The following is a 21251-nucleotide window of genomic DNA, read 5'->3' on the forward strand; positions in this document are numbered from 1 at the left end:
ACTCCCCGGGCGATACGCGTGCGAAGGAGCCCGCGATGAGCGACATGATCACCCCGGACCTGGTCGATCTCGACCTGTCCGCCGAGACCAAGGAAGCGGCGGCGCGCGCCCTCGCCGAGCGCATGGTGGCCAAGGGCCGGGTGACCGACCTGGAGGGCTTCCTCGCCGACGTGGCCGCCCGGGAGGCGCAGATGCCCACCGGGCTCGACGGCGGCATCGGCATCCCGCACTGCCGCAGCGAGCACGTCACCGAGCCGACGCTGGCCTTCGGGCGCAGCGCCGCCGGCATCGACTTCGGCGCGACGGACGGCCCGGCCGACCTGATCTTCCTGATCGCCGCTCCGGCGGGCGCCGACGACGCCCATCTGACGATTCTGTCCTCGCTGGCCCGGCAGCTGATGAACACCGAGTTCACTCACGCGCTGCGGTCGGTGGGGGACCCGGCGTCCGCGGCGGCGCTGATCCGGGGCGAGGAGCCCCAGGCGGCCGAGGCCGCGCCTTCCGAAGACTCCGTGGCGTCGTCGGTGGCGGCCTCCGCCGACGCCGCCACGGACACGACGGCCCCGGTGCCGGGAGCGCACACCGAGGGCGTGAACGCCCCGGCGCCGGGCGCCCCGGCCGGGATTCCCGCCGACGACGAGCGCCCCTTCCGGATCGTCGCCGTCACCTCCTGCCCCACCGGCATCGCCCACACCTACATGGCGGCCGAGTCGCTGGAGAACGCGGGCCGTGAGGCAGGCGTCGAACTCGTCGTCGAGACGCAGGGCTCGGCCGGCTTCACCCGGCTCGACCCGGCCGTCATCGCGGCGGCGGACGGCGTGATCCTCGCCCACGACGTGGCCGTACGCGAGAAGGACCGGTTCGCCGGCAAGCCCACCGTCGACGTCGGCGTGAAGGCGGGCATCAACCGTCCGGCAGCCCTCATCGCCGAGGTCCGCGCCAAGGCCGAGCGCGGCGAGGCCACCGCGGCCGCCCGGCCCGGCACTCCGGTGGAGCGCGCGGGCGAGCCCGGCGAGGGCTACGGCACCAAGCTGCGCAAGTGGCTGATGTCCGGCGTGAGTTACATGGTCCCGTTCGTCGCCGCCGGCGGTCTGCTGATCGCCCTCGGCTTCGCGATCGGCGGCTACCAGATCAACGAGGCCAAGTCGGTCACCGAGCACTTCGACTGGGGTCAGGTCGACAGCTGGGGCGCGCTGCTGTTCCAGATCGGCGCGGCGGCCTTCGGCTTCCTCGTCCCGGTCCTCGCCGGATACATCGCCTACGGCATGGCCGACCGGCCGGGTCTCGTGCCCGGCTTCGTCGGCGGCGCGATCTCCGTGACGATCGGCGCCGGGTTCCTCGGCGGTCTGGTCGCCGGCCTGATCGCCGGTGGTGTGGTCCTCGCCATCCAGCGCATCGACATCCCACCGGTGCTGCGCGGCATCATGCCGGTGGTGGTGATCCCGCTGGTCTCCTCGGCGGTCGTCGGCTTCCTGATGTTCGTGGTGATCGGCAAGCCGATCTCCGAGGCGCAGAAGGCCATGACCGACTGGCTGAACGGCCTCTCCGGCACCAACGCCGTCCTCCTCGGCGTCCTGCTCGGCCTGATGATGTGCTTCGACCTCGGCGGCCCGGTCAACAAGGTGGCCTACACCTTCGCGACGGCCGGTATCTCGGTCGCGGCGCCCAGCGACTCCGCGATGAAGATCATGGCCGCCGTCATGGCCGCCGGCATGGTCCCGCCGCTCGGCATGGCCCTGGCCACCACCATCCGCAAGAAGCTGTTCACCACCGCCGAGCGCGAGAACGGCAAGGCCGCCTGGGTGCTGGGCGCCTCCTTCATCTCCGAGGGCGCGATCCCGTTCGCGGCGGCCGACCCGCTGCGCGTGATCCCCGCCTCGATGGCGGGCGGCGCGGTCACCGGCGCGCTGACGATGGCCTTCGGCTCGACCCTGCGCGCCCCGCACGGCGGCATCTGGGTCACCTTCCTGATCGGCAAGCCGTTCCTCTACCTGCTGGCCATCGCGGCCGGTACGGCCGTCACGGCGGGCCTGGTCATCGTGCTGAAGGGCATGCGCCGGACGGCCCCGGACGGCGCACCGGCCGCGAAGTCCCCGGCAGCCGCCACCACGGAGGCCAAGCAGCCGGTGGCGGCGTAACTCGCCGCCGGAGGAGCCGGCCACCTGTCCCTTTCGGGCGCTGTGAGTTGTTCACGGCACCTGCGATATACGTCACGGTCCGGGCCGATAGGCCCGGACCGTGGTGTCTACTGGGGCGCATGCCGGAAAATGTCTCGGTCCTCCAACTGCTGGGCCCCGTCGTCCTCGCCCTGGCGGCCGTGCTCTGGGTGATGGGACTCGTCCGCCTCCTGCGCCGCAACCGCCCCGAGGCGACCGTCTGGCAGGCCGCCCCGATGCTCCCCGGGCTCCCGCACCAGCGGCAGACCGCCCCCGCGCTGGAGGTCGTCGAACTCACCCCGGCGGAACGGGACGCCTTCGCGGGCCTGGTGCGCCGGCTCGGCGACGCCCGCGACGGTCACTGACCGGCCGGCGGCCCCAACCGGCGCTCCACCGATGCCGCTTCGGCGCTACGACACCTGCGCCGCCCGCCGCTCCATCGCGTCCCGCGCCGCGTCCTCGGTGACGTACACCTCGCACATGTGCCGCCCGTCCGGCGTCGCCGTGTGCTCGACCTCCCAGAGGGAGACCTCCTCGCCGTCGCGCAGCAGGAAGGCGTGCTCGTAGAGCGAGAAGCACAGTCCGGCGCGGCCCGCACGGCACGGGCGCCCGAACGCCTGCGTGATCTGGTGCGCGAACGCCGTGGTCAGCAGCGCGGCCGTCTCCGTGCCCGGCCGGTCGGCGTTCTCCGCCCGGCGCAGCAGCCGACGCGCGTGGTCCGCCGAGTCGTCCGGCACGTACGCGTGCCGGGGCGCGGGTATCGGCGACAGCTGCACCGTCACCGGCAGTTCGAAGTCCGGGGCGTCCGGCGGCAGCGGCAGCCGTGCGGTCGCGGCGCGCAGTTCCTCCTCGTCGGCGTACACCTCGTGCTGCGGATCGCGGCCGCGCGCGGTGTTGTGGACGAGCTCCCACAGGGTCAGCGCCGAGCCGTCGGCGAGCAGCCAGGTGTGCCGGTACGTCTCGCGGTGCAGCCCCGCGCTGTGGTGCGCGGAGTGCAGCGAGCTGTCGTGCGCCAGCGCGCAGTCGAGCCGTCGTATCGCCTCGTCGGGCAGCTCGAAGGAATTCAGGGCACGGCCGAGGAGTCGCGCGAGATGCTCCTCCGGAGACTCCGCCGACTCGGGTGGTTCGTACGCTGCCGTCTCGTACGGAACGCTCAAGGTTTCTCCCGGCGTTGCTGCATGTCACCTTGTGGGTGCATACCGTAGCCCCTCGGTCGGACATCATGTCCGGGAACCGAGAAAACGTACGTCCGGCAAAACGCGCGGGCCGCGCGAGAAGTTCCCGCGCGGCCCGACGAACTGTCAAGAATCCCTGCTCGGACGGCACTTCGGTGGATCACACGGAGATCACACGGCGCTGCCCGCGACCCACTCGCTCCACGCCATGTTCCAGCCGTTGAGCCCGTTGTCCGGCGTCACGGTCTTGTCGGGAGAGTTCTTGACGACCACGACGTCGCCGACGGTCGAGCTCTCGAAGAACCACTTCGACGGCGTGTCCCCCTGCCCGCCCTGCACGTCCTGCAGACCGACGCAGCCATGGCTGGTGCCCTGGCGGCCGAAGGGCGGGTTGCCCTTGTTGTACCAGTAGTTGCCGTGGATGAAGGTGCCCGACTGTGTCAGCCGCATCGCGTGCGGCACATCCGGGATGTCGTACGCGTTGGCGAGGCCGACGGTCCTGCTGTCCATCCGCAGCTTCTCGAACTTCTCGGTGATCACCATCTGCCCGTTGTACGTGGTGAACTCCGAGCTGCCCGCGGAGATCGGCACCGACTTGATCGTCTTTCCGTCCCGCACGACCGTCATCGTCTGCGTGTCGACGTCGACCGTGGAGACCTGCGAGCGGCCGATGGTGAAGGTGACCGTCTTCTTCTGCACGCCGTAGACGCCGTTCGCGCCCTCGACGCCGTCCAGGTCGATCTTCATCGTGACCTTGGAGCCGGCCTTCCAGTACTCCTCGGGCCGGAAGTCGAGCCGCTGCTCGCCGAACCAGTGCCCGACCACCTTCTGCCCGCTGCTGGAGGAGACGGTGATGTGCGACTGGACGGCCTTCTTGTCGCCGATCGCCTTGTCGAAGCTGAACGACACCGGCATCCCGACGCCGACCGTGGTGCCGTCGTCGGGCGTGTACGTCCCGATGAAGCTGTTGGCCGAGGAGACCGTGGTGAAGGTGGAGCCGGCGGCGGTGCTGCGTCCCTCGCCGTCCTTCGCGGTGGCGGCTATGCGGTACTTTGTTCCGCGCTCCAGCTGCTCCTTCGGCTTCCAGGTGCCGCCGTCGGCGGACAGGGAGCCCGGCACGGGCTGCCCGCTCTCCGCCACCGTCATCTTCACCTCGGTCAGCTTGCCGTCGCTGACCTTCACGCCGGTCGAGTTGATCGACGCCCCGTTCGAGCCGTCCTTCGCCGAGATCTCGATCGTCGCGGCGGACGACTTGGAGTCCTTGCCGGCCTTGTCGTCGTTGTCGGCGTTGGCGCTGCCGCCGCAGGCGGTGAGCGTCAGGGCGCCGATCATCAGGGCGGCACAGGCCCCCAGTGCGCGCCGCGCTGCTATGTCCGGCGTTGTCACGATCTGCTCCATCTTCATGCGATCTGCGGGATGCGTTCCGTTCCAGGGGGGAAGAGGTGACCGCCCCCGGACCGGGTTCCCAGCGTTCGCGGTGAATGCAGTCACGTGACAGAACCGCGACAATTGCCGACACGGAGCGGCGGGGAGGGGCCGTCGGCCGGCCCCCGCCGCCGCAGATCCCTACGCCTCCCCGTACAACTCCGCGTAGGACGGCCACAGTCCACCCGGTCCGTCCACCGACTCGGCCGCCCGCAGGGCCCGCACGATCGCCCGGGTCACCGCGTCCGCGCCCGCCGCGAGGACCTCGTTCAGCGCGAGCGGATGCCCGGCGTCGAGCGGGTGCTCCCCGGTGGCCATCGCGAACACGGTGTCCCCGTCATTGAGCAGATGCACCGGCCGCACGGCTCGCGCGATGCCGTCGTGCGCCGTGCCGGCCAGCTTCTGCGCCTGCGCCTTCGACAGGTCCGCGTCGGTGGCGACCACGGCCAGCGTCGTGTTCAGCGGGGGCGGCGCGTTCTTCGCTGCGATCTCGGCGAGCCGCAGCCGCGCCGCCCGGTGGACGTCCTCCTCCGGATACCTGATCCGCCCCTGCAACAACTCCGCGTACAGCGCCCCGGTCTCGGGATCCACGGCCGACCCCGCCGCGTTGGCCACGACCAGCGCGGCCACCGTGATCCCCGAGTCGAGGACGGTGCTCGCGGTGCCGATCCCGCCCTTGACCTGCCCGACCGTGGCTCCCGTACCGGCACCCACGCACCCCTCCCGCACTGGCGCGCCGGGTTCACACGCCGCGGCCGCCTCGACCGCCGCCCGTCCGGTGGCCGCGTCCGGCCGGGCCCGGAAGTCGCCGCCCCGCCCCAGGTCGAAGACACAGGCGGCGGGCACCACCGGCACGACATGCGCAGGATCCACCCCCACCCGCACCCCGCGCCGCTGTTCCTCCAGCCAGGCCATCACCCCGGACGCCGCGTCGAGCCCATACGCGCTGCCGCCGGTCAGCACGATCGCCTCGACCTTCTGCACGAGGTTGCGCGGATCGAGGGCGTCGGTCTCCTTGGTGCCGGGCCCGCCACCGCGCACGTCCACGGCGGCGACGGCCCCGCCCTCGGGCGCGAGGACGACGGTCGTGCCGGTGAGCCAGCCGCCCCCGGCCCGCGTCTCGTGCCCCACCCGCAGCCCGGCGACATCTGTCAGAGCGTCAACTGTCATGGGACCAGTCTCGTCCAGCCCTGCCCTGCGCGGCGCTGTACCGGCGGTCAGGCCACCGGTGTTCTCGTCGCCGTCCCGCGGTCCCTGGACGTCCTGCGTGCCGACAGTGTCTCCCCGGTCGCCACCGTGAGCGCCGAGACGATGCCTGCCGCGAGCACCGCCCAGTCGCCCAGGAAGGTGCAGCAGATCACCAGCAGGGCAGCGGTCGGCAGCACCAGTTGCTGGGCGATGCCCACCTTGAAGTGGCGCGAGTGCAGCAGCCAGACCGTGAGCAGGTACAGCGCCGTCGGCAGGGTCACCGCGGCCGACGCGGCCAGCGTCGAGATGTGCGCCTTGCCCACGGTCTGCTCGACCGCCACCTCCAGGCCGGCGCCGATCGCGGCCGCCGAGGCGAAGACCACGTAGTGGCCGTAACCCCACAGGAACGCCTGTTTGTTGGAGCGCAGATGTCCGTGGATCGGCACCACGAAGTAGATCCACCAGGCGGCGAAGATGATCAGCAGGCCACCGGCGGCGATCGGCAGCAGATCGCCCAGGGCGTCGTTCTCGTCGATGCCGGTCTTCACCGCGACCGTGGCCGCCGCGATGGTCTCGCCGAGCACGATGATCGTGAACAGGCCGTACCGCTCGGCGATGTGGTGCGGGTGCCAGGAGGTGGGGTGCTCCCGCTCCGCGAACGGCGGCACGCACATCTCCAGGATCGCCATCACCAGGAACCACCAGGGCCGGACGTCCTCGGGCAGGACCACCAGGCCCACCCAGCCGATCTGACACAGCAGCACGCCGCAGGCGTACCGCAGAGCCATTTTCCGCTCCGGCCCCGAACTCGACCGGGCCACCCGCAGCCACTGCCCCACCAGGGCGAGCCGCATGATCACATAGCCGATCAGCACCGCCAGGTACTCGTGGTCCTCGAACGCCCGGGAGATCCCGGCCGCCAGGACGAGCACACCGGCGATCTGGAGCAGGGTGACGACCCGGTACAGGACGTCGTCGTTGTCGTAGGCCGAGGCGAACCAGGTGAAGTTCATCCAGGCCCACCAGATGGCGAAGAAGACCATCGCGTAGTTGAGGATCCCCTCGCCCGCGTGGCTCTCGGCGACCGCGTGGACCAGCTCCATGCCGGCCTGGGCGATGGCCACGACGAAACACAGGTCGAAGAAGAGTTCCAGCGGAGTGGCGGCCCGGTGGGTCTCACCACGACCACGGGCGCTGAGCCTGCGCAACGGGCGTCGGCGTCCCTGGGGTCGGGGCGAGTCCGGCGCGGGAGTGGAACTGGACGTCATGGGGACAAGCACAGCAGATGGAGCGGGGAATTTCTCCCGTAGAGGATCACCCGCGTACGGGGGACGGCCGTGGTCTGCCCGGTCGCCGTCCGCCCCGCGGCCACTGCCACGGGAGCCGCCGTCGCGAGGGACGTCCCGGCGGGGGCCGTACCCTGGACGCATGAGCACCGCCCCCGACCCCGCCTCCGAGCCGCGCGAGCCGAAGACCGCGATCGTCTTCGACGACCCGCTGGACCAGCAGTCCTCGGACGACACGGACCGTGGGTGGGGCGACCGGCCGGGCGGTGGCGACAGCGCGGCCGACCTGAAGCGGTTCCTCGACGAGAAGCCGCCCCACCACATCTGAGCCGTTACTGCTCGTTGTGCCCCGAGCCGCGCTGGGCGACCAGCGCGTCGCGGATCTCCTTCAGCACCTCCAGCTCGGTCACCTCGATGACCTCGTGCGTGCTCTCCTTCGCCTTGCGGCGTGCCTCCACGCGGGCCAGGTACTTCGCCATGGGCAGGACCATCAGGAAGTAGACGACGGCCGCGGTGATCACGAAGCTGAGCGTCGCGCCGAGCACCGAGCCCCACAGGATCTGGATGCCCTGCTCGCCCTCGCACGACGAGCTCAGGCACGAACTGTAGTGATCGAGGTTCTTGGTGCCGATCGCTCCGACCAGCGGATTGATGACGCCCTTCACCACCGCGTTCACGATGTTGGTGAAGGCGGCACCGATCACCACCGCCACCGCCAGATCGACGACGTTTCCGCGCATCAGGAAGGCCTTGAAGCCCTCCCAGACGCTCGGTCCCTTGTTCTCGCTCACTTCCGAGCCACCCCTCGCACACACAGCTTGTGGAACAGACCGCTCCGCAACCTACGTCAGCGCTCGGCCGTCCTGTCCAATCGGTCCCCTCCATCGAGCGACTTGACAGCGGGTCGCCCTTGATCGGACTCAGCACAGTGTCACCGCCAGGCGGGCCGTCGCGCTCGCTCCCGCGAGGCGGGCGGCCGTGGCACGCGGCACCGACAGCACGACCAGGGCCCCGCTCTCCACGGCGGCGTCCGGCGGCTCCGGCACCTTCGTCACCCGCGCCCCGCGCGCGACCACCCGCGCGTCACCGCCCGTCGCGGTCTCCTGCGCGGCGATCACATCGACGCGGTCGCCGGGCCGCAGCAGCCGCACGGTGGCCCCGTCGGCGATCCGTACCGGCGCGGACACCCGCTCGACCGCCCGGTGCTGCCGCACCGGCTCCGCCGCCGGATGCCCTCGCGCCCCGTCGGCCTCCCGCGGTCCCGCCGCGACGAGCGCCGCCGCGGTCACGGCGAGCCCGGCCGCAAGGGCCCGCCTGCGGTGCCGCACGAGCCGGCGCAGCCGATGCCGCCCGCCCCGCACCCGTACCGGAGCGAAGTGCGGTACCTCACAGGTGGCCGGGGCATCGGTGCCCGGCGGCAGGGGAACGCGCGGGGAAGAGGAGGAGGAAGGGAACGGCGGAGCAACGGACACGGGGACCACCACCTGCGACGACGGAACGGCTTGCCCGTTCACGATGAGCCATCGCGCCGCAGCCCGCCGGAGCCTGTGGACGACCGACCGGCTGTGGAAAACTCGCCCACCCGAACGAGAAGTTCCACCGCTCCGGGACACCCGGTCACAGCCGGGCCGCGCTCCGCGAGACCGGCCGGCCCCAGCCCGTCCCCACTCCTACGGCAACTCGAAGCCCGGATCCATCCCGCCGAGCGCCTTCGTGCACAGGCAGTCCCGGTCCTCGTTCGCCGGCAGCGCAGCCACCGCGTCGAAGAGAACCCCCCGCAGCCGGTCCACGTTCGCCGCGAACACCCGCAGCACCTCGTCGTGGGAGACGCCCTCGCCCGTCTCGGCGCCCGCGTCCAGGTCGGTGACCAGCGTCAATGATGTGTAGCAGAGCTCCAGTTCCCGGGCGAGCGCCGCCTCGGGATGGCCGGTCATGCCGACCACCGACCAGCCCTGCGCCTGGTGCCACAACGATTCGGCACGGGTGGAGAAGCGCGGCCCCTCCACCACGACCAGCGTGCCGCCGTCCACCGGCTCCCAGTCCCGCCCGTGCGCCGCCTTCAGCGCGGCCGCGCGCCCGGTGGGGCAGTACGGGTCGGCCAGCGACACGTGCACCACGTTCGGCACGGTGCCGTCCGGCAGCGGCAGCCCGTCGAAGTACGTCCCCACCCGGGACTTCGTACGGTCGACCAGCTGGTCCGGCACCAGCAGCGTGCCCGGTCCGTACTCGGGCCGCAGGCCGCCCACCGCGCACGGGCCGAGGACCTGGCGCACACCGAGCGAGCGCAGTGCCCAGAGGTTGGCCCGGTAGTTGATCCGGTGCGGCGGCAGATGGTGGCCGCGCCCGTGCCGGGGCAGGAAGGCGACCCGCCGGCCGGCGATCTCGCCGAGGAAGAGGGAGTCGCTGGGCGGCCCGTAAGGGGTCTCCACCTGTATCTCGGTCACGTCGTCGAGGAACGAGTAGAAACCGGAGCCGCCGATCACGCCGAGTTCGACGTTCGCCTTGTTCGCCATGTCCGCACCCTAACCGGACCCGGATATGCCGAGGACCCTGTCGCCGTACGACGACAGGGTCCCGTAAGAAGTAAGCGGTGCGTCCTACGCGGCGGAGCTGCTGGAGCTGCTGGAGGAGCTGCCGGCGCTCGACGGCTTGGAGTCCGAGGAGGACGAGGCCGACGAGGTGGAGGACGACGTCGAGGAGGAGTCGGCCGAGGCGGACGACGACTTCGAGGAAGCCGGCGAGCTGCTCGACGAGGAACCGCGGCTGTCGTTGCGGTAGAAGCCGGAGCCCTTGAAGACGATGCCGACCGCGGAGAAGACCTTCTTGAGGCGTCCCTGGCAGCTGGGGCACTCGGTCAGGGCGTCGTCGGTGAACTTCTGCACCGCCTCGAGGCCCTCGCCGCACTCGGTGCACTGGTACTGGTAGGTCGGCACTGTCTTCCTCCTGGCACTCTCACTCGATGAGTGCTAACGACGGTCCATAGTGACGTATTCCAGCCGCTCAGTCCACTGCCACCGGCACGCGGTGACCCACGCCACGTGCGACCGTACGGCCGGCGGATCGCGCCACGAGCCGTGAACGCAGTGCCAGCAGAGTCGTGAGGGCCAGCAGCGTGCCGCCCATCGGCACCAGGAAACCGGCGCCGCCCCACAGGCGGTCCTCCAGCTGCCCGGCGACCGTCACGGCGGCGGCCTGGCCGAGCGCCACCGCGCCGGTGAGCCAGGTGAACGCCTCGGTGCGGGCACCGGCCGGAACCAGGCTCTCGACCAGGGTGTAGCCGGTGATCAGCGCGGGTGCGATGCACATGCCGACGAGCAGGCCGAGGCCCGCCAGGACGAGCACGGAGTGCGCGGCCCACAGACCGGACGCGGCCAGCGCCAGGGCGGCGTAGCCGATGACGAGGCGACGCTGCGGGGCCACCTTCCAGGCGATCGCGCCGCAGGCGATGCCGGAGAGCATGTTGCCCGCGGCGAAAGCGCCGTAGAGGACGCCGTTGAGCCCGGGTTCGCCGATCGACTCGGTGAAGGCGGCAAGCGAGACCTGCATGCCGCCGAAGACGGAACCGATGCCGAGGAAGGTCACGATCAGCACGCGCACCCCGGGGACGCGCAGCGCGGAGGCGTGCTCCACGCGTGCGTGCCCGGCGGCCGTGACGGAGGGCTGGGTGCTCTTCTGCGCGGCGAACAGCAGACCGCCGAGCAGCGTCAGCGCGGCCTCGGTCACCAGGCCCGCGGCCGGGTCGACGGCGGTGCACAGGGCGGTGGCCAGCAGCGGGCCGACGACGAAGGTCAGCTCGTCGGTGACCGACTCGAAGGCCGCGGCCGTCGTCATCAGGGGCGAGCCCTGGAGCTTCACGCCCCAGCGGGCCCGCACCATGGGGCCGACCTGCGGCACGGAGGCGCCGGTCGGCACGGCGGCCACGAACAGTGCCCACAGGGGCGCGTGGGCCAGTGCCAGCGCGGTCAGGGCCAGACCGGACACGGTGTGCACGAGGACGCCCGGGACCAGGACGGCACGCTGTCCGTAGCGGTCGGCGAGGCGGCCGCTGTAGGGCGCGAACACTGCCATGGAGACGCCGGTGACGGCCGCGGCGGCGCCCGCCGCACCGTAGGAACCGGTGGTGTGCTGGACCAGCAGCACGATGGAGATGGTCAGCATCGCGAACGGCTGGCGTGCCGCGAAGCCGGGGACCAGGAACGTCCAGGCGCCGCGGGTGCGCAGCAGCTGTCCGTATCCGGGGCGGGAGGCGGCCGACGAGTCCTTCGACGCCTCGTGGGTGACCGTGGACGCCACGGCCCGTGCCTTTCTGCCACCTGGTAGCACGGCCCCTGTGGGTGGGGGGCGGCGCCGAGAGCTGTCCTCTTGCGCGGAACTGCGGTAGATACCGGAGCCCACTTCGAGGAAGGACGTCCCGGCCGCCATACGGTCGCGCCAGCTCTGCGTCAGGCAGAGTTGGTTCGATCTGGGGTTACGCCTGCATAGTACAGGGAGCAGGCGCCATTGACCTTGTGAAAATGAGCACTGCGCACCCTCTCGCCTGTGAACAGGCCGCCCTGCGCCCCGAGCCGCCTGCGATCAGTCCGCCCCGTCCGTCCCCAGCCAGCCGGCCAGCTTGCCCCCGGCGCCCACGGCGCGCAACCGGTGCTCGGCGGCGTCGCGCACCGGGTCCGTGGCGACGACGAGCAGTTCGTCCCCGCGCCGCAGCACCGTCGTGGGCATCGGAACGAACGATTTTCCGTCGCGGACGACCAGGGTGACGGCGGCGCCCGGAGGCAGCCGCAGCTCGTTGATCTCGACGCCGTGCATCTTGGAGCCCTCGGGGATCGCGAAGGACAGCAGATGCCCGCGCAGCCGCTCCAGCGGCGCCGACTCGATGCCCAGGTCGGCGGGCGTGGGGCCCTGGCCGAGGTTCAGCTTGCGGGCGAGCCAGGGCAGCGTCGGCCCCTGGATCAGGGTGTAGACGACGACCAGGATGAAGACGATGTTGAAGATGGTCCGGCTGCCCTGCACCCCGCTCACCATCGGGATCGTGGCCAGGATGATGGGCACGGCGCCGCGCAGCCCGGCCCAGGACATCAGGGCCTGCTCCCGCCAGGGCACACGGAACGGCACCAGGCAGGTGATGACGCTCAGCGGGCGCGCCACCATGGTCAACACCAGCCCCATGACGAGTGCCGGCAGGATGTCGTCGCCCAGCTCGTGCGGGGTGACCAGCAGGCCGAGCAGCACGAACATGCCGATCTGGGCGATCCAGCCGACCCCGTCGGCGAACCCGCGGGTGGCGGGCCAGTGCGGCAGCTTCGCGTTGCCTAGCACCATCGCGGCGAGATAGACGGCCAGGAAGCCGCTGCCGTGCGCCATGGCGCCGGCCGCGTAGGCGGTGACGGCGATGGCCATGACGGCGATCGGGTACAGGCCGGAGGCGGGCAGCGCCACATGCCTGAGGCCCCAGGCACCCAGCCAGCCCACCGCGAGGCCGATGGCGGCGCCGATGGCGAGTTCCATCGCTATCTCGCCCGCCAGCGCATACCAGTGCTCGATCGGTCCGTGCTCGGAGAAGGCGACCACCAGGATGACCACGGGGGCGTCGTTGAAGCCGGACTCCGCCTCCAACGTGCCGGTCACGCGCGCGGGCAGCGGGATCTTGCGCAGTACGGAGAACACCGCGGCGGCGTCCGTGGAGGAGACGACCGCCCCGATGATGAGCGCCTGGCGCCACTCCAGTCCGACCAGGTAGTGCGCGGCCGTCGCGGTGACCCCGACGCTCACCGTGACCCCGACCAGCGCCAGCGCGGAGGCGGCCGGCAGGGCCGGCCTGATCTCCTTCCACTTCGTGCCCAGACCGCCCTCGGCCAGGATCACGACCAGCGCCGCGTATCCGATGACCTGGGTGAGCTCGGCGTCGTCGAAGCGGATGCCGCCGATGCCGTCCTGGCCCATGAGCACACCGATGCCCAGGTACACGAGCAGGCTGGGGAGCCCGCTGCGCGAGGAGATCCGAACCGCTGCGACGGCGACGAGCAGGACGAGCGAGCAGACGAGCAGGAGCTGGTTGAGGTCGTGGACAGTCAGCGGCCGTTCCCTTTCCCTGGCCTACGCGCACGCGCGCGGGGCTCATGTACATAGGACACGAAGTGGCGGTTCTCCGCACCCAACTACTTCGTTACCTTACCTAACTCTTGACGATTTCTTGACGGTCCTCGGGGCATGATCGAACGTCCGTCCGTGCTGGTTCCCTACTCCGCGTCAAGTTGGACTTGGCCCTGCGCCTATGGTTGCTCCAGCACTCCAGGACCGCCTGCCGCTCGCGTTAGGACAGCAAGGACAGCGATGCCCCCCAACACCACCGCCTCCACGGGTCGACAGCCCGGCAAGTCCGGCAGGAAGAAGGGGCGCAGAGCCCGCCTGCTCGTCCTCGTGCTGGTGCTGGCCGTCGTAGCGGGCGTGGCCGGCGGGGCGTACTGGTCCATCAGCACCGTCCGCGCGTCGTTCCCGCAGACCAAGGGATCGATCACGCTCAAGGGCCTGTCCGGGCCCGTCGACGTCAAGCGCGACGACTACGGCATCCCGCAGATATACGCGTCCTCCGACGAGGACCTGTTCATGGCGCAGGGCTTCGTCCAGGCCCAGGACCGGTTCTGGGAGATGGACGTGCGCCGGCACATGACGTCCGGGCGGCTGTCGGAGATGTTCGGCAAGAGCCAGGTCGACAACGACGAGTTCCTGCGCACCCTGGGCTGGGACCGGATCGCGAAGCAGGAGTACGACAAGACGCTGTCGGCGTCCACCAAGAAGTACCTCCAGGCCTACGCCGCGGGCGTCAACGCCTATCTGGACGGCAAGGACAACAAGGACATCTCGCTGGAGTACGCGGCCCTCGGTTTCACCAACGACTACAAGCCCGGGAAGTGGACCCCGGTCGACTCGGTCGCCTGGCTGAAGGCGATGGCCTGGGATCTGCGCGGCAACATGCAGGACGAGATCGACCGCGCGCTGATGACCAGCCGCCTCGGTCCCAAGGAGATCGCGGACCTGTACCCGCAGTACCCGTACAGCCGCAACAAGACGATCGTCCAGGCGGGCCAGTACGACGAGGTCACCAAGACCTTCGGCTCGACGGGCTCCGCGTCGGGCACGGGCTCGTCCGCGGGCGGCACCGCGGGCACCGGAACCTCCTCCGCCACCTCGGGCCTTCAGAACCAGCTGGCGGGTCTCCAGGAAGTCCTGGACGACCTCCCCACCGCCGTCGGCGTGAACGGCAACGGCATCGGCTCCAACTCCTGGGTGGTCGGCGGCAAGTACACGATCGCCGGCAAGCCACTGCTGGCCAACGACCCGCACCTGTCGGCCTCGCTGCCGTCCGTCTGGTACCAGATGGGCCTGCACTGCCGCACGGTCTCCAGCAAGTGCCAGTACGACGTCAGCGGCTACACCTTCGCGGGCATGCCCGGCGTCGTCATCGGCCACAACCAGAACATCTCCTGGGGCATGACCAACTCCGGCGTCGACGTCACCGACCTCTACCTGGAGAAGCTCTCCGGCGACGGCTACCTGTACGACGGCAAGACGGTGCCCTTCACCACCCGCCAGGAGACCATCGAGGTCGCCGGCGGCTCACCGAAGAAGATCGTCGTCCGTCAGACCAAGGACGGAATGCCCCTGCTCTCCGACCGCAGCGACGAGCTGGTGAAGGTCGGCCGCAAGGCCACCGTCGACACCGCCGCCCCCGACCGCGGCGACGGCTACGGCATCGCGCTGCGCTGGACCGCGCTTGACCCGGGCACCACCATGGACGCCGTCTTCGCCATGGACAAGGCGAAGAACTGGACCGACTTCCGCGCCGCGGCGGCCCTGTTCGACGTGCCCTCGCAGAACCTGATCTACGCCGACACCGAGAACCACATCGGCTACACGCTGCCCGGCAAGATCCCCACCCGGCCGCAGGGCTACGACGGCTCCGTCCCGGCGCCGGGCTGGGACGCGAAGTCGCGCTGGACGGGCTACATCGACGACGACGAGCTGCCCTACGAGTACGACCCGGCCCGCGGCTACATCGTCACCGCCAACCAGGCCGTGATCGACAAGGCCGAGTACCCGTACACGCTCACCACGGACTGGGGCTACGGCGCCCGCAGCCAGCGCATCAACGACCTGATCCAGTCGAAGATCGACGACGGCGGCAAGATCTCCACCGACGACATGCGCCAGATGCAGCTCGACAACAGCAGCGAGATCGCCAAGCTGCTCGTGCCCAAGCTGCTGAAGATCGACATCGCCGACAAGGACGTCCGCAACGCCGCGGCCATCCGTGAGGCCCAGGACCTCCTGGAGGGCTGGGACTACACCCAGGACGCCGACTCGGCGGCGGCCGCCTACTTCAACTCGGTCTGGCGCAACATCCTCAAGCTCGCCTTCGGCAACAAGCTGCCCAAGGAACTGCGGGTCGAGGGCCAGTGCCTGTGGGTGGACCCGGTGAACACCACCGGCCCCGCCGACGAGACGGAGAAGGTGCGCGAGTGCGGTGAGCGCGAGCCCGACCAGGCGCAGCCGGACGGCGGCGACCGCTGGTTCGAGGTCGTGCGCAGCCTGATGAACGACGAGGACAGCGACTGGTGGACGACGCCCGCCTCACGCGCCCGCCCCGCGGCCGACAACCGCGACGACCTGTTCAAGCGCGCGATGATCGACGCCCGCTGGGAGCTGACCGCCAAGCTCGGCAAGGACATCGACACCTGGAACTGGGGCCGACTGCACCGCCTGTTCCTGAAGAACCAGACCCTCGGCACCGAGGGCCCCGGGTTCCTCCAGTACGCACTCAACCGCGGCCCCTGGAAGCTCAGCGGCGGCGAGGCCACCGTCAACGCCAGCGGCTGGAACGCGGCAGGCGGCTACGGTGTCGTCTGGGTGCCGTCGATGCGGATGGTGGTCAACCTCGGCGACCTCGACAAGTCGAAGTGGATCAACCTCACCGGCGCCTCCGGGCACGCCTACAACGCGCACTACACCGACCAGACGGACAAGTGGGCCGACGGCGAACTGCTCGACTGGTCCTTCTCGGACAAGGCGGTCGAGGACGCCACGGACGCCACGCTCGTCCTCAAGCCCTGACCCGGCTCAGCCGATTCGGGAGGCCGCCACGCACGCGTGGCGGCCTCCCGCGTTCTCCGGACCCGGCGCGTCAGCCGAACCGCCGTACCCCCGAGGGCGTCACCACCGCGTGCACCGGCCGGTCGTGCGGCTCCTCGGGGACGCGCTCGACGACCTCCGTGTCGTACAGCAGCACCACGAGCGGGGGCCGGGCTCCCGCGCGTTCCAGCCGGGCGAGGACACGGTCGTAGGAGCCTCCGCCGCGGCCCAGGCGCATCCCGCGCGCGTCGACCGCGAGGCCGGGCAGCAGCACGACGTCCGCGCCGGTCACGGCGTCCGGGCCGAGACGCTCGCCGCCGGGCTCGAAGAGGGCCATCTTTCCGCCGTGTTGGACGCGCTCCAGGGAGTCCTGCCCGGCGTACGCGCCCCAGTCGAGGTCGTTGTCGGGCAGGAGCGCGGGGAGGAGCACCCGCACGCCCCGCGCGCGCAGCGCGTCCAGCAGCGCGAGAGTGCCGGGTTCGCTCCCGACCGAGACGTATGCCGCCACCGTGCCCGCGTGCGCCAGTTCGGGCAGCTCCAGTGCGCGACCGGCCAGTGCCGTCGCCGATGACCGCACGTCATCCGCCGTCAACCTGCTTCTCACCGTGAGGAACTCTCGCCGCAACGTTCGCTTGTCAGGCTCGGCCGGACGTCCGGTGTGACTCATTGGTTCTCCCGTACCTTCCCAATGTGCTCATATGAGAGCCAAATAACCGGAGCCTCAGATTCCCTACAAAGGCACCGGATAAGGTTGCGGGCATGACTCAGTCTCACCCTCGGATCAGCAAGGCTGTCATCCCCGCAGCGGGTCTGGGCACCCGCTTCCTGCCGGCCACCAAAGCCACTCCCAAGGAGATGCTGCCGGTCGTCGACAAGCCGGCGATCCAGTACGTGGTCGAAGAGGCCGTCTCCGCGGGCCTCGACGACGTCCTCATGATCACGGGCCGCAACAAGCGCCCCCTGGAGGACCACTTCGACCGCAACTACGAGCTGGAGTCCGCCCTTCAGAAGAAGGGCGACGCCGACCGGCTCGCGAAGGTGCAGGAGTCCAGCGACCTCGCCACCATGCACTACGTGCGCCAGGGCGACCCCAGGGGTCTCGGTCACGCCGTCCTGTGCGCCGCCCCGCACGTCGGCCACGAGCCCTTCGCCGTCCTCCTCGGCGACGACCTCATCGACCCGCGCGACCCGCTGCTGAAGCGGATGGTCGAGGTGCAGGAGCAGCACGGCGGCAGCGTCATCGCGCTCATGGAGGTCGCGCCCGAGCAGATCCACCTCTACGGCTGTGCGGCCGTGGACCCCACCGAGGACGGTGACGTGGTCAAGGTGCACGACCTCGTCGAGAAGCCGGCCGCCGCGGACGCCCCGTCCAACTACGCCATCATCGGCCGCTACGTCCTCGACCCGCACATCTTCGAGATACTGCGCAAGACCGAGCCGGGCCGCGGCGGCGAGATCCAGCTCACCGACGCGCTCCAGCAGCTGTCCCAGGACGAGAAGGTCGGCGGCCCCGTGCACGGCGTCGTCTTCAAGGGCCGCAGGTATGACACCGGCGACCGAGGCGACTACCTGCGTGCCATTGTCAGACTCGCGTGCGAACGTGAAGACCTGGGCCCGGACTTCCGGACCTGGCTTCGCAGTTACGTAGCCGAGGAGATGTAGCGAGTTGAGCACCGCCGCCGAGCCCCGCCCCGCCGGTCAGGACCACCTCTGGTCGGTGGACGAGCACCTGGAGGACATCCTCACGACCGTCCGCCCCCTCGAACCCATCGAGCTGCAACTGCTCGACGCCCAGGGCTGCGTGCTGGTCGACGACGTCACGGTGCAGGTCTCCCTGCCGCCGTTCGACAACAGCTCCATGGACGGGTACGCGGTGCGGGTCGCGGATGTCGAGGGCGCCGGCGAGGAGTACCCGGCGGTGCTCGAAGTCGTCGGCGACGTCGCGGCGGGCCAGGCCGATGCGCCCCAGGTGGGCCCCGGCCAGGCCGCCCGCATCATGACCGGCGCCCCGCTGCCGCCCGGCGCCGAGGCGGTCGTCCCGGTGGAGTGGACCGACGGAGGGCTCGGCGAGGGCCCGGTCACCGGGATGCGTGCCAGGAGCGCCGCCCCCGAGGGCGCGAGCGGCCAGGTGCACGTCTACAGGCCGGCGAAGGCACGCGCGCACGTGCGCGCCAAGGGCAGCGACGTCAAGGCCGGCGACAAGGCGCTCGCGGCGGGCACCGTACTCGGGCCGTCGCAGATCGCCCTGCTCGCCGCCATCGGCCGCGGCACGGTACGAGTGCGCCCGCGCCCGAGGGTGGTCGTCATGTCCACCGGCAGCGAACTCGTCCAGCCCGACGAGCAGCTGGCCGAGGGCCAGATCTACGACTCCAACAGCTTCTCCCTGACCGCGGCAGCCCGCGACGCCGGCGCGATCGCCTACCGCGTGGGCGCCGTCGCCGACGACGCCGAGACGCTCCGGTCCACCGTCGAGGACCAGCTCGTGCGCGCCGACCTCATGGTCACCACGGGCGGCGTCAGCGTCGGGGCGTACGACGTGGTCAAGGAGGCGCTGTCGCACGTCGGCGACGAGGACGAGGCAGGCAGCGGCATCGAGTTCCGCAAGCTGGCCATGCAGCCCGGCAAGCCCCAGGGCTTCGGCTCCATCGGCCCCGACCACACCCCGCTGCTCGCTCTGCCGGGCAACCCGGTGTCGTCGTACGTCTCCTTCGAGATCTTCGTGCGCCCGGCGATCCGCGCCCTGATGGGTCTTCAGGACGTGCACCGGCCCCGCACGACCGCGAAGCTCGCCGCCGGCGAGGCGCTGACCTCGCCGAAGGGGCGCAGACAGTTCCTGCGCGGGAGCTACGCCGACGGGGTGGTGCGCCCGGTCGGCGGTGCCGGCTCCCATCTGATCGCGGCCCTCGCGCACGCGGACGCGCTGATCGTGGTCCCCGAGGACACCGAGAGCGTCGAGCCCGGCACCGAGGTCGAGGTGGTCCTGCTCGGCTGAGCGGCCCTGCTTGGCGGTACCGTGTCGCGCACAGCAGGCCCGTGCGCCGCACCGCGACGGGCCCGGACCGGGAGCGTCGCACGAGCATGAACACGCAGGACCGACCCATGCAGGACCGCCTCACGCACATCGACGACGCGGGCGCCGCCCGCATGGTCGACGTCTCCGAGAAGGACGTGACCGCGCGCACCGCCCGCGCCAGCGGACGCGTCCTCGTCTCACCCCGCGTGATCGAGCTGCTGCGCGGCGAGGGGGTCCCCAAGGGCGACGCCCTCGCCACCGCGCGCATCGCGGGCATCATGGGCGCCAAACGCACCCCGGACCTCATCCCGCTGTGCCACCCGCTCGCGCTCTCCGGTGTGAAACTGGACCTGTCGGTCGCGGACGACGCCGTGGAGATCCTGGCCACCGTGAAGACCACGGACCGCACGGGCGTCGAGATGGAGGCGCTCACCGCCGTCTCCGTCGCGGCGCTGACCGTGATCGACATGGTGAAGGCGGTCGACAAGGGAGCGGTCATCACGGACGTACGGGTGGAGGAGAAGACGGGCGGCAAGTCGGGCGACTGGAGCCGGGCATGACACTGGACGCGGCAATCGGCGGCGCACTGCTCGCGCCGTACAGCGCCCTGGTGGTCACCGCCTCCAACCGGGCCGCCGCCGGGATCTACGAGGACAAGGGCGGCCCGCTGATCGCCGAGGGCCTCAAGGGCTTCGGCTTCGCGGTCGACGGACCGCAGGTCGTCCCCGACGGCGACCCGGTCGGCGCCGCCCTGCGCGCCGGTGTCGACGCCGGGTACGACGTCATCGTCACCACCGGCGGCACCGGAATCTCGCCCACCGACCGCACCCCCGAGGCGACCCGTGAGGTGATCGACCACGAGGTGCCGGGCATCGCGGAGGCCATCCGGGCGTTCGGCCGGGAGAAGGTGCCGGCCGCGGCACTTTCCCGGGGCCTGGCCGGCGTGGCGGGGCGCACCCTGATCGTGAACCTGCCGGGCTCCAGCGGCGGGGTGAAGGACGGACTGGCCGTCCTTCAGCCCCTCCTGATCCACGCCGTCGACCAGATCCGCGGCGGCGACCACCCCAGACCGAGCAGCGGGGGTGCGAGCTGAACAGCCCATCCTGGCCCGTCGTGCTGGGGGACGGCGACATCGTCCTCCGGCCGATAAAGATGCGCGACCAGCGGGCCTGGCGCGAGGTCAACCGACGCAACCGGGACTGGCTGCGCCCGTGGGAGGCGACGATTCCGCCGCCCACGCCCAGCGGGCCGATCGCGCACCGGCCGACCTACCGTCAGATGGTCCGCCACCTGCGCTCCGAGGCGGGCGCGGGCCGGATGCTGCCGTTCGTCATCGAGTACCAGGGGCGGCTGGTGGGGCAGTTGACCGTGGCCGGGATCACCTGGGGCTCGATGTGTTCCGGCCATGTCGGCTACTGGGTGGACGAGTCGGTGGCGGGCCGCGGCGTGATGCCGACGGCGGTGGCGCTGGTCGTGGACCACTGTTTCCGGACCGTTGGTCTGCACCGCATCGAGGTCTGCATTCGCCCGGAGAACGGGCCGAGCCGCCGGGTCGTGGAGAAACTCGGATTCCGCGAGGAGGGGCTGCGTCCGCGATATCTCCACATCGACGGAGCCTGGCGCGACCATCTCGTGTTCGCGCTCACCGCGGAAGAGGTCCCGGAAGGGCTGCTGGGCCGCTGGCAGCGGACACGCTCCCAGAAGAGGAATCCCGCATAGCCCGGTAATTGAATGTATGTTCGAAATTGATCGCCGGATGACCGGCTCAGGGCATTAAATTCGCGCGCCTAGCGGGCTGCTGATCGCATCGGTCACAAAAAAAGTTCGAAATATCAGCCAGATCGTGCGACACACCGGCTCAATTGGCGGATGGCCTCACGCA

General features: G+C 70.8%; 20 protein-coding genes. 9 read left to right on the forward strand and 11 right to left on the reverse strand.

What is annotated here, in order from left to right; genetic code table 11:
- Positions 1-35: 35 nt before the first annotated feature.
- On the forward strand, positions 36-2138 hold the full coding sequence (locus AC3ETA_RS27605; protein ID WP_432195605.1) for a PTS fructose transporter subunit IIABC: 2103 nt from the start codon (positions 36-38) through the stop codon (positions 2136-2138).
- Between the two features lie 119 nt (positions 2139-2257).
- A complete protein-coding gene (locus AC3ETA_RS27610; RefSeq protein ID WP_432195606.1) occupies positions 2258-2521 on the forward strand; it encodes a hypothetical protein in 264 nt (87 codons plus the stop codon).
- Positions 2522-2566: 45 nt separating this feature from the next.
- Here the strand turns inward: AC3ETA_RS27610 and AC3ETA_RS27615 are convergent, their stop codons facing one another.
- The 4 genes from AC3ETA_RS27615 to AC3ETA_RS27630 all read right to left on the reverse strand — a co-directional run bounded on the left by AC3ETA_RS27615 (position 2567) and on the right by AC3ETA_RS27630 (position 7212).
- Complete coding sequence (locus AC3ETA_RS27615; RefSeq protein ID WP_432195607.1) at positions 2567-3313, reverse strand: DUF6227 family protein; 747 nt, start codon at positions 3311-3313, stop codon at positions 2567-2569.
- A gap of 189 nt (positions 3314-3502) precedes the next feature.
- The gene (locus AC3ETA_RS27620) at positions 3503-4717 is read right to left on the reverse strand and encodes a L,D-transpeptidase (RefSeq protein WP_432195608.1); all 1215 of its coding nucleotides are present in this window, start codon (positions 4715-4717) and stop codon (positions 3503-3505) included.
- A 180-nt stretch (positions 4718-4897) separates the two neighbouring features.
- On the reverse strand, positions 4898-5926 hold the full coding sequence (locus AC3ETA_RS27625; protein ID WP_432195609.1) for a P1 family peptidase: 1029 nt from the start codon (positions 5924-5926) through the stop codon (positions 4898-4900).
- 47 nt (positions 5927-5973) lie between these two features.
- Complete coding sequence (locus tag AC3ETA_RS27630) at positions 5974-7212, reverse strand: low temperature requirement protein A (protein ID WP_432195610.1); 1239 nt, start codon at positions 7210-7212, stop codon at positions 5974-5976.
- A gap of 160 nt (positions 7213-7372) precedes the next feature.
- On the opposite strand from AC3ETA_RS27630, the gene AC3ETA_RS27635 reads away from it, so the two are divergent.
- Positions 7373-7558 carry a hypothetical protein gene (locus AC3ETA_RS27635; RefSeq protein WP_432195611.1) on the forward strand — a complete coding sequence of 62 codons (186 nt, stop codon included), beginning with the start codon at positions 7373-7375 and terminating at the stop codon, positions 7556-7558.
- Between the two features lie 4 nt (positions 7559-7562).
- On the opposite strand, the gene mscL is transcribed toward AC3ETA_RS27635, so the two are convergent.
- The 6 genes from mscL to AC3ETA_RS27665 form a co-directional block, all read right to left on the reverse strand.
- On the reverse strand, positions 7563-8021 hold the full coding sequence (gene mscL / locus AC3ETA_RS27640) for a large conductance mechanosensitive channel protein MscL (protein ID WP_432195612.1): 459 nt from the start codon (positions 8019-8021) through the stop codon (positions 7563-7565).
- A 129-nt stretch (positions 8022-8150) separates the two neighbouring features.
- A complete protein-coding gene (locus tag AC3ETA_RS27645) occupies positions 8151-8702 on the reverse strand; it encodes a hypothetical protein (RefSeq protein ID WP_432195613.1) in 552 nt (183 codons plus the stop codon).
- A gap of 198 nt (positions 8703-8900) precedes the next feature.
- Complete coding sequence (locus AC3ETA_RS27650) at positions 8901-9743, reverse strand: S-methyl-5'-thioadenosine phosphorylase (protein ID WP_432195614.1); 843 nt, start codon at positions 9741-9743, stop codon at positions 8901-8903.
- A gap of 84 nt (positions 9744-9827) precedes the next feature.
- Complete coding sequence (locus AC3ETA_RS27655; RefSeq protein ID WP_432195615.1) at positions 9828-10163, reverse strand: FmdB family zinc ribbon protein; 336 nt, start codon at positions 10161-10163, stop codon at positions 9828-9830.
- Positions 10164-10230: 67 nt separating this feature from the next.
- A complete protein-coding gene (locus AC3ETA_RS27660; protein ID WP_432195616.1) occupies positions 10231-11523 on the reverse strand; it encodes an MFS transporter in 1293 nt (430 codons plus the stop codon).
- Positions 11524-11805: 282 nt separating this feature from the next.
- A complete protein-coding gene (locus AC3ETA_RS27665; RefSeq protein ID WP_432195682.1) occupies positions 11806-13302 on the reverse strand; it encodes a potassium/proton antiporter in 1497 nt (498 codons plus the stop codon).
- 258 nt (positions 13303-13560) lie between these two features.
- Here AC3ETA_RS27665 and AC3ETA_RS27670 point away from each other — a divergent pair, with 258 nt between their 5' ends.
- Entirely contained in the window at positions 13561-16338 is a 2778-nt protein-coding gene (locus AC3ETA_RS27670) for a penicillin acylase family protein (RefSeq protein ID WP_432195617.1), read from the forward strand.
- A 70-nt stretch (positions 16339-16408) separates the two neighbouring features.
- On the opposite strand, the gene AC3ETA_RS27675 is transcribed toward AC3ETA_RS27670, so the two are convergent.
- Positions 16409-17023: a 5-formyltetrahydrofolate cyclo-ligase gene (locus AC3ETA_RS27675; RefSeq protein WP_432195618.1), complete on the reverse strand. Its 615-nt coding sequence runs from the start codon at positions 17021-17023 to the stop codon at positions 16409-16411.
- A 92-nt stretch (positions 17024-17115) separates the two neighbouring features.
- On the opposite strand from AC3ETA_RS27675, the gene galU reads away from it, so the two are divergent.
- The 5 genes from galU to AC3ETA_RS27700 all read left to right on the forward strand — a co-directional run bounded on the left by galU (position 17116) and on the right by AC3ETA_RS27700 (position 21088).
- A complete protein-coding gene (gene galU / locus AC3ETA_RS27680) occupies positions 17116-18018 on the forward strand; it encodes a UTP--glucose-1-phosphate uridylyltransferase GalU (RefSeq protein WP_432195619.1) in 903 nt (300 codons plus the stop codon).
- A 4-nt stretch (positions 18019-18022) separates the two neighbouring features.
- A complete protein-coding gene (gene glp / locus AC3ETA_RS27685; RefSeq protein ID WP_432195620.1) occupies positions 18023-19348 on the forward strand; it encodes a molybdotransferase-like divisome protein Glp in 1326 nt (441 codons plus the stop codon).
- 86 nt (positions 19349-19434) lie between these two features.
- Entirely contained in the window at positions 19435-19929 is a 495-nt protein-coding gene (gene moaC / locus AC3ETA_RS27690; RefSeq protein ID WP_432195621.1) for a cyclic pyranopterin monophosphate synthase MoaC, read from the forward strand.
- Positions 19926-20462, forward strand: coding sequence for a MogA/MoaB family molybdenum cofactor biosynthesis protein (locus tag AC3ETA_RS27695; RefSeq protein WP_432195622.1), 537 nt, complete (start codon positions 19926-19928; stop codon positions 20460-20462). The genes moaC and AC3ETA_RS27695 overlap by 4 nt, the downstream gene beginning before the upstream one ends.
- 20 nt (positions 20463-20482) lie before the next feature.
- A complete protein-coding gene (locus AC3ETA_RS27700) occupies positions 20483-21088 on the forward strand; it encodes a GNAT family N-acetyltransferase (RefSeq protein ID WP_432195623.1) in 606 nt (201 codons plus the stop codon).
- Positions 21089-21251 lie beyond the last annotated feature (163 nt).

It is taken from the genome of Streptomyces sp. bgisy027, assembly GCF_057710365.1.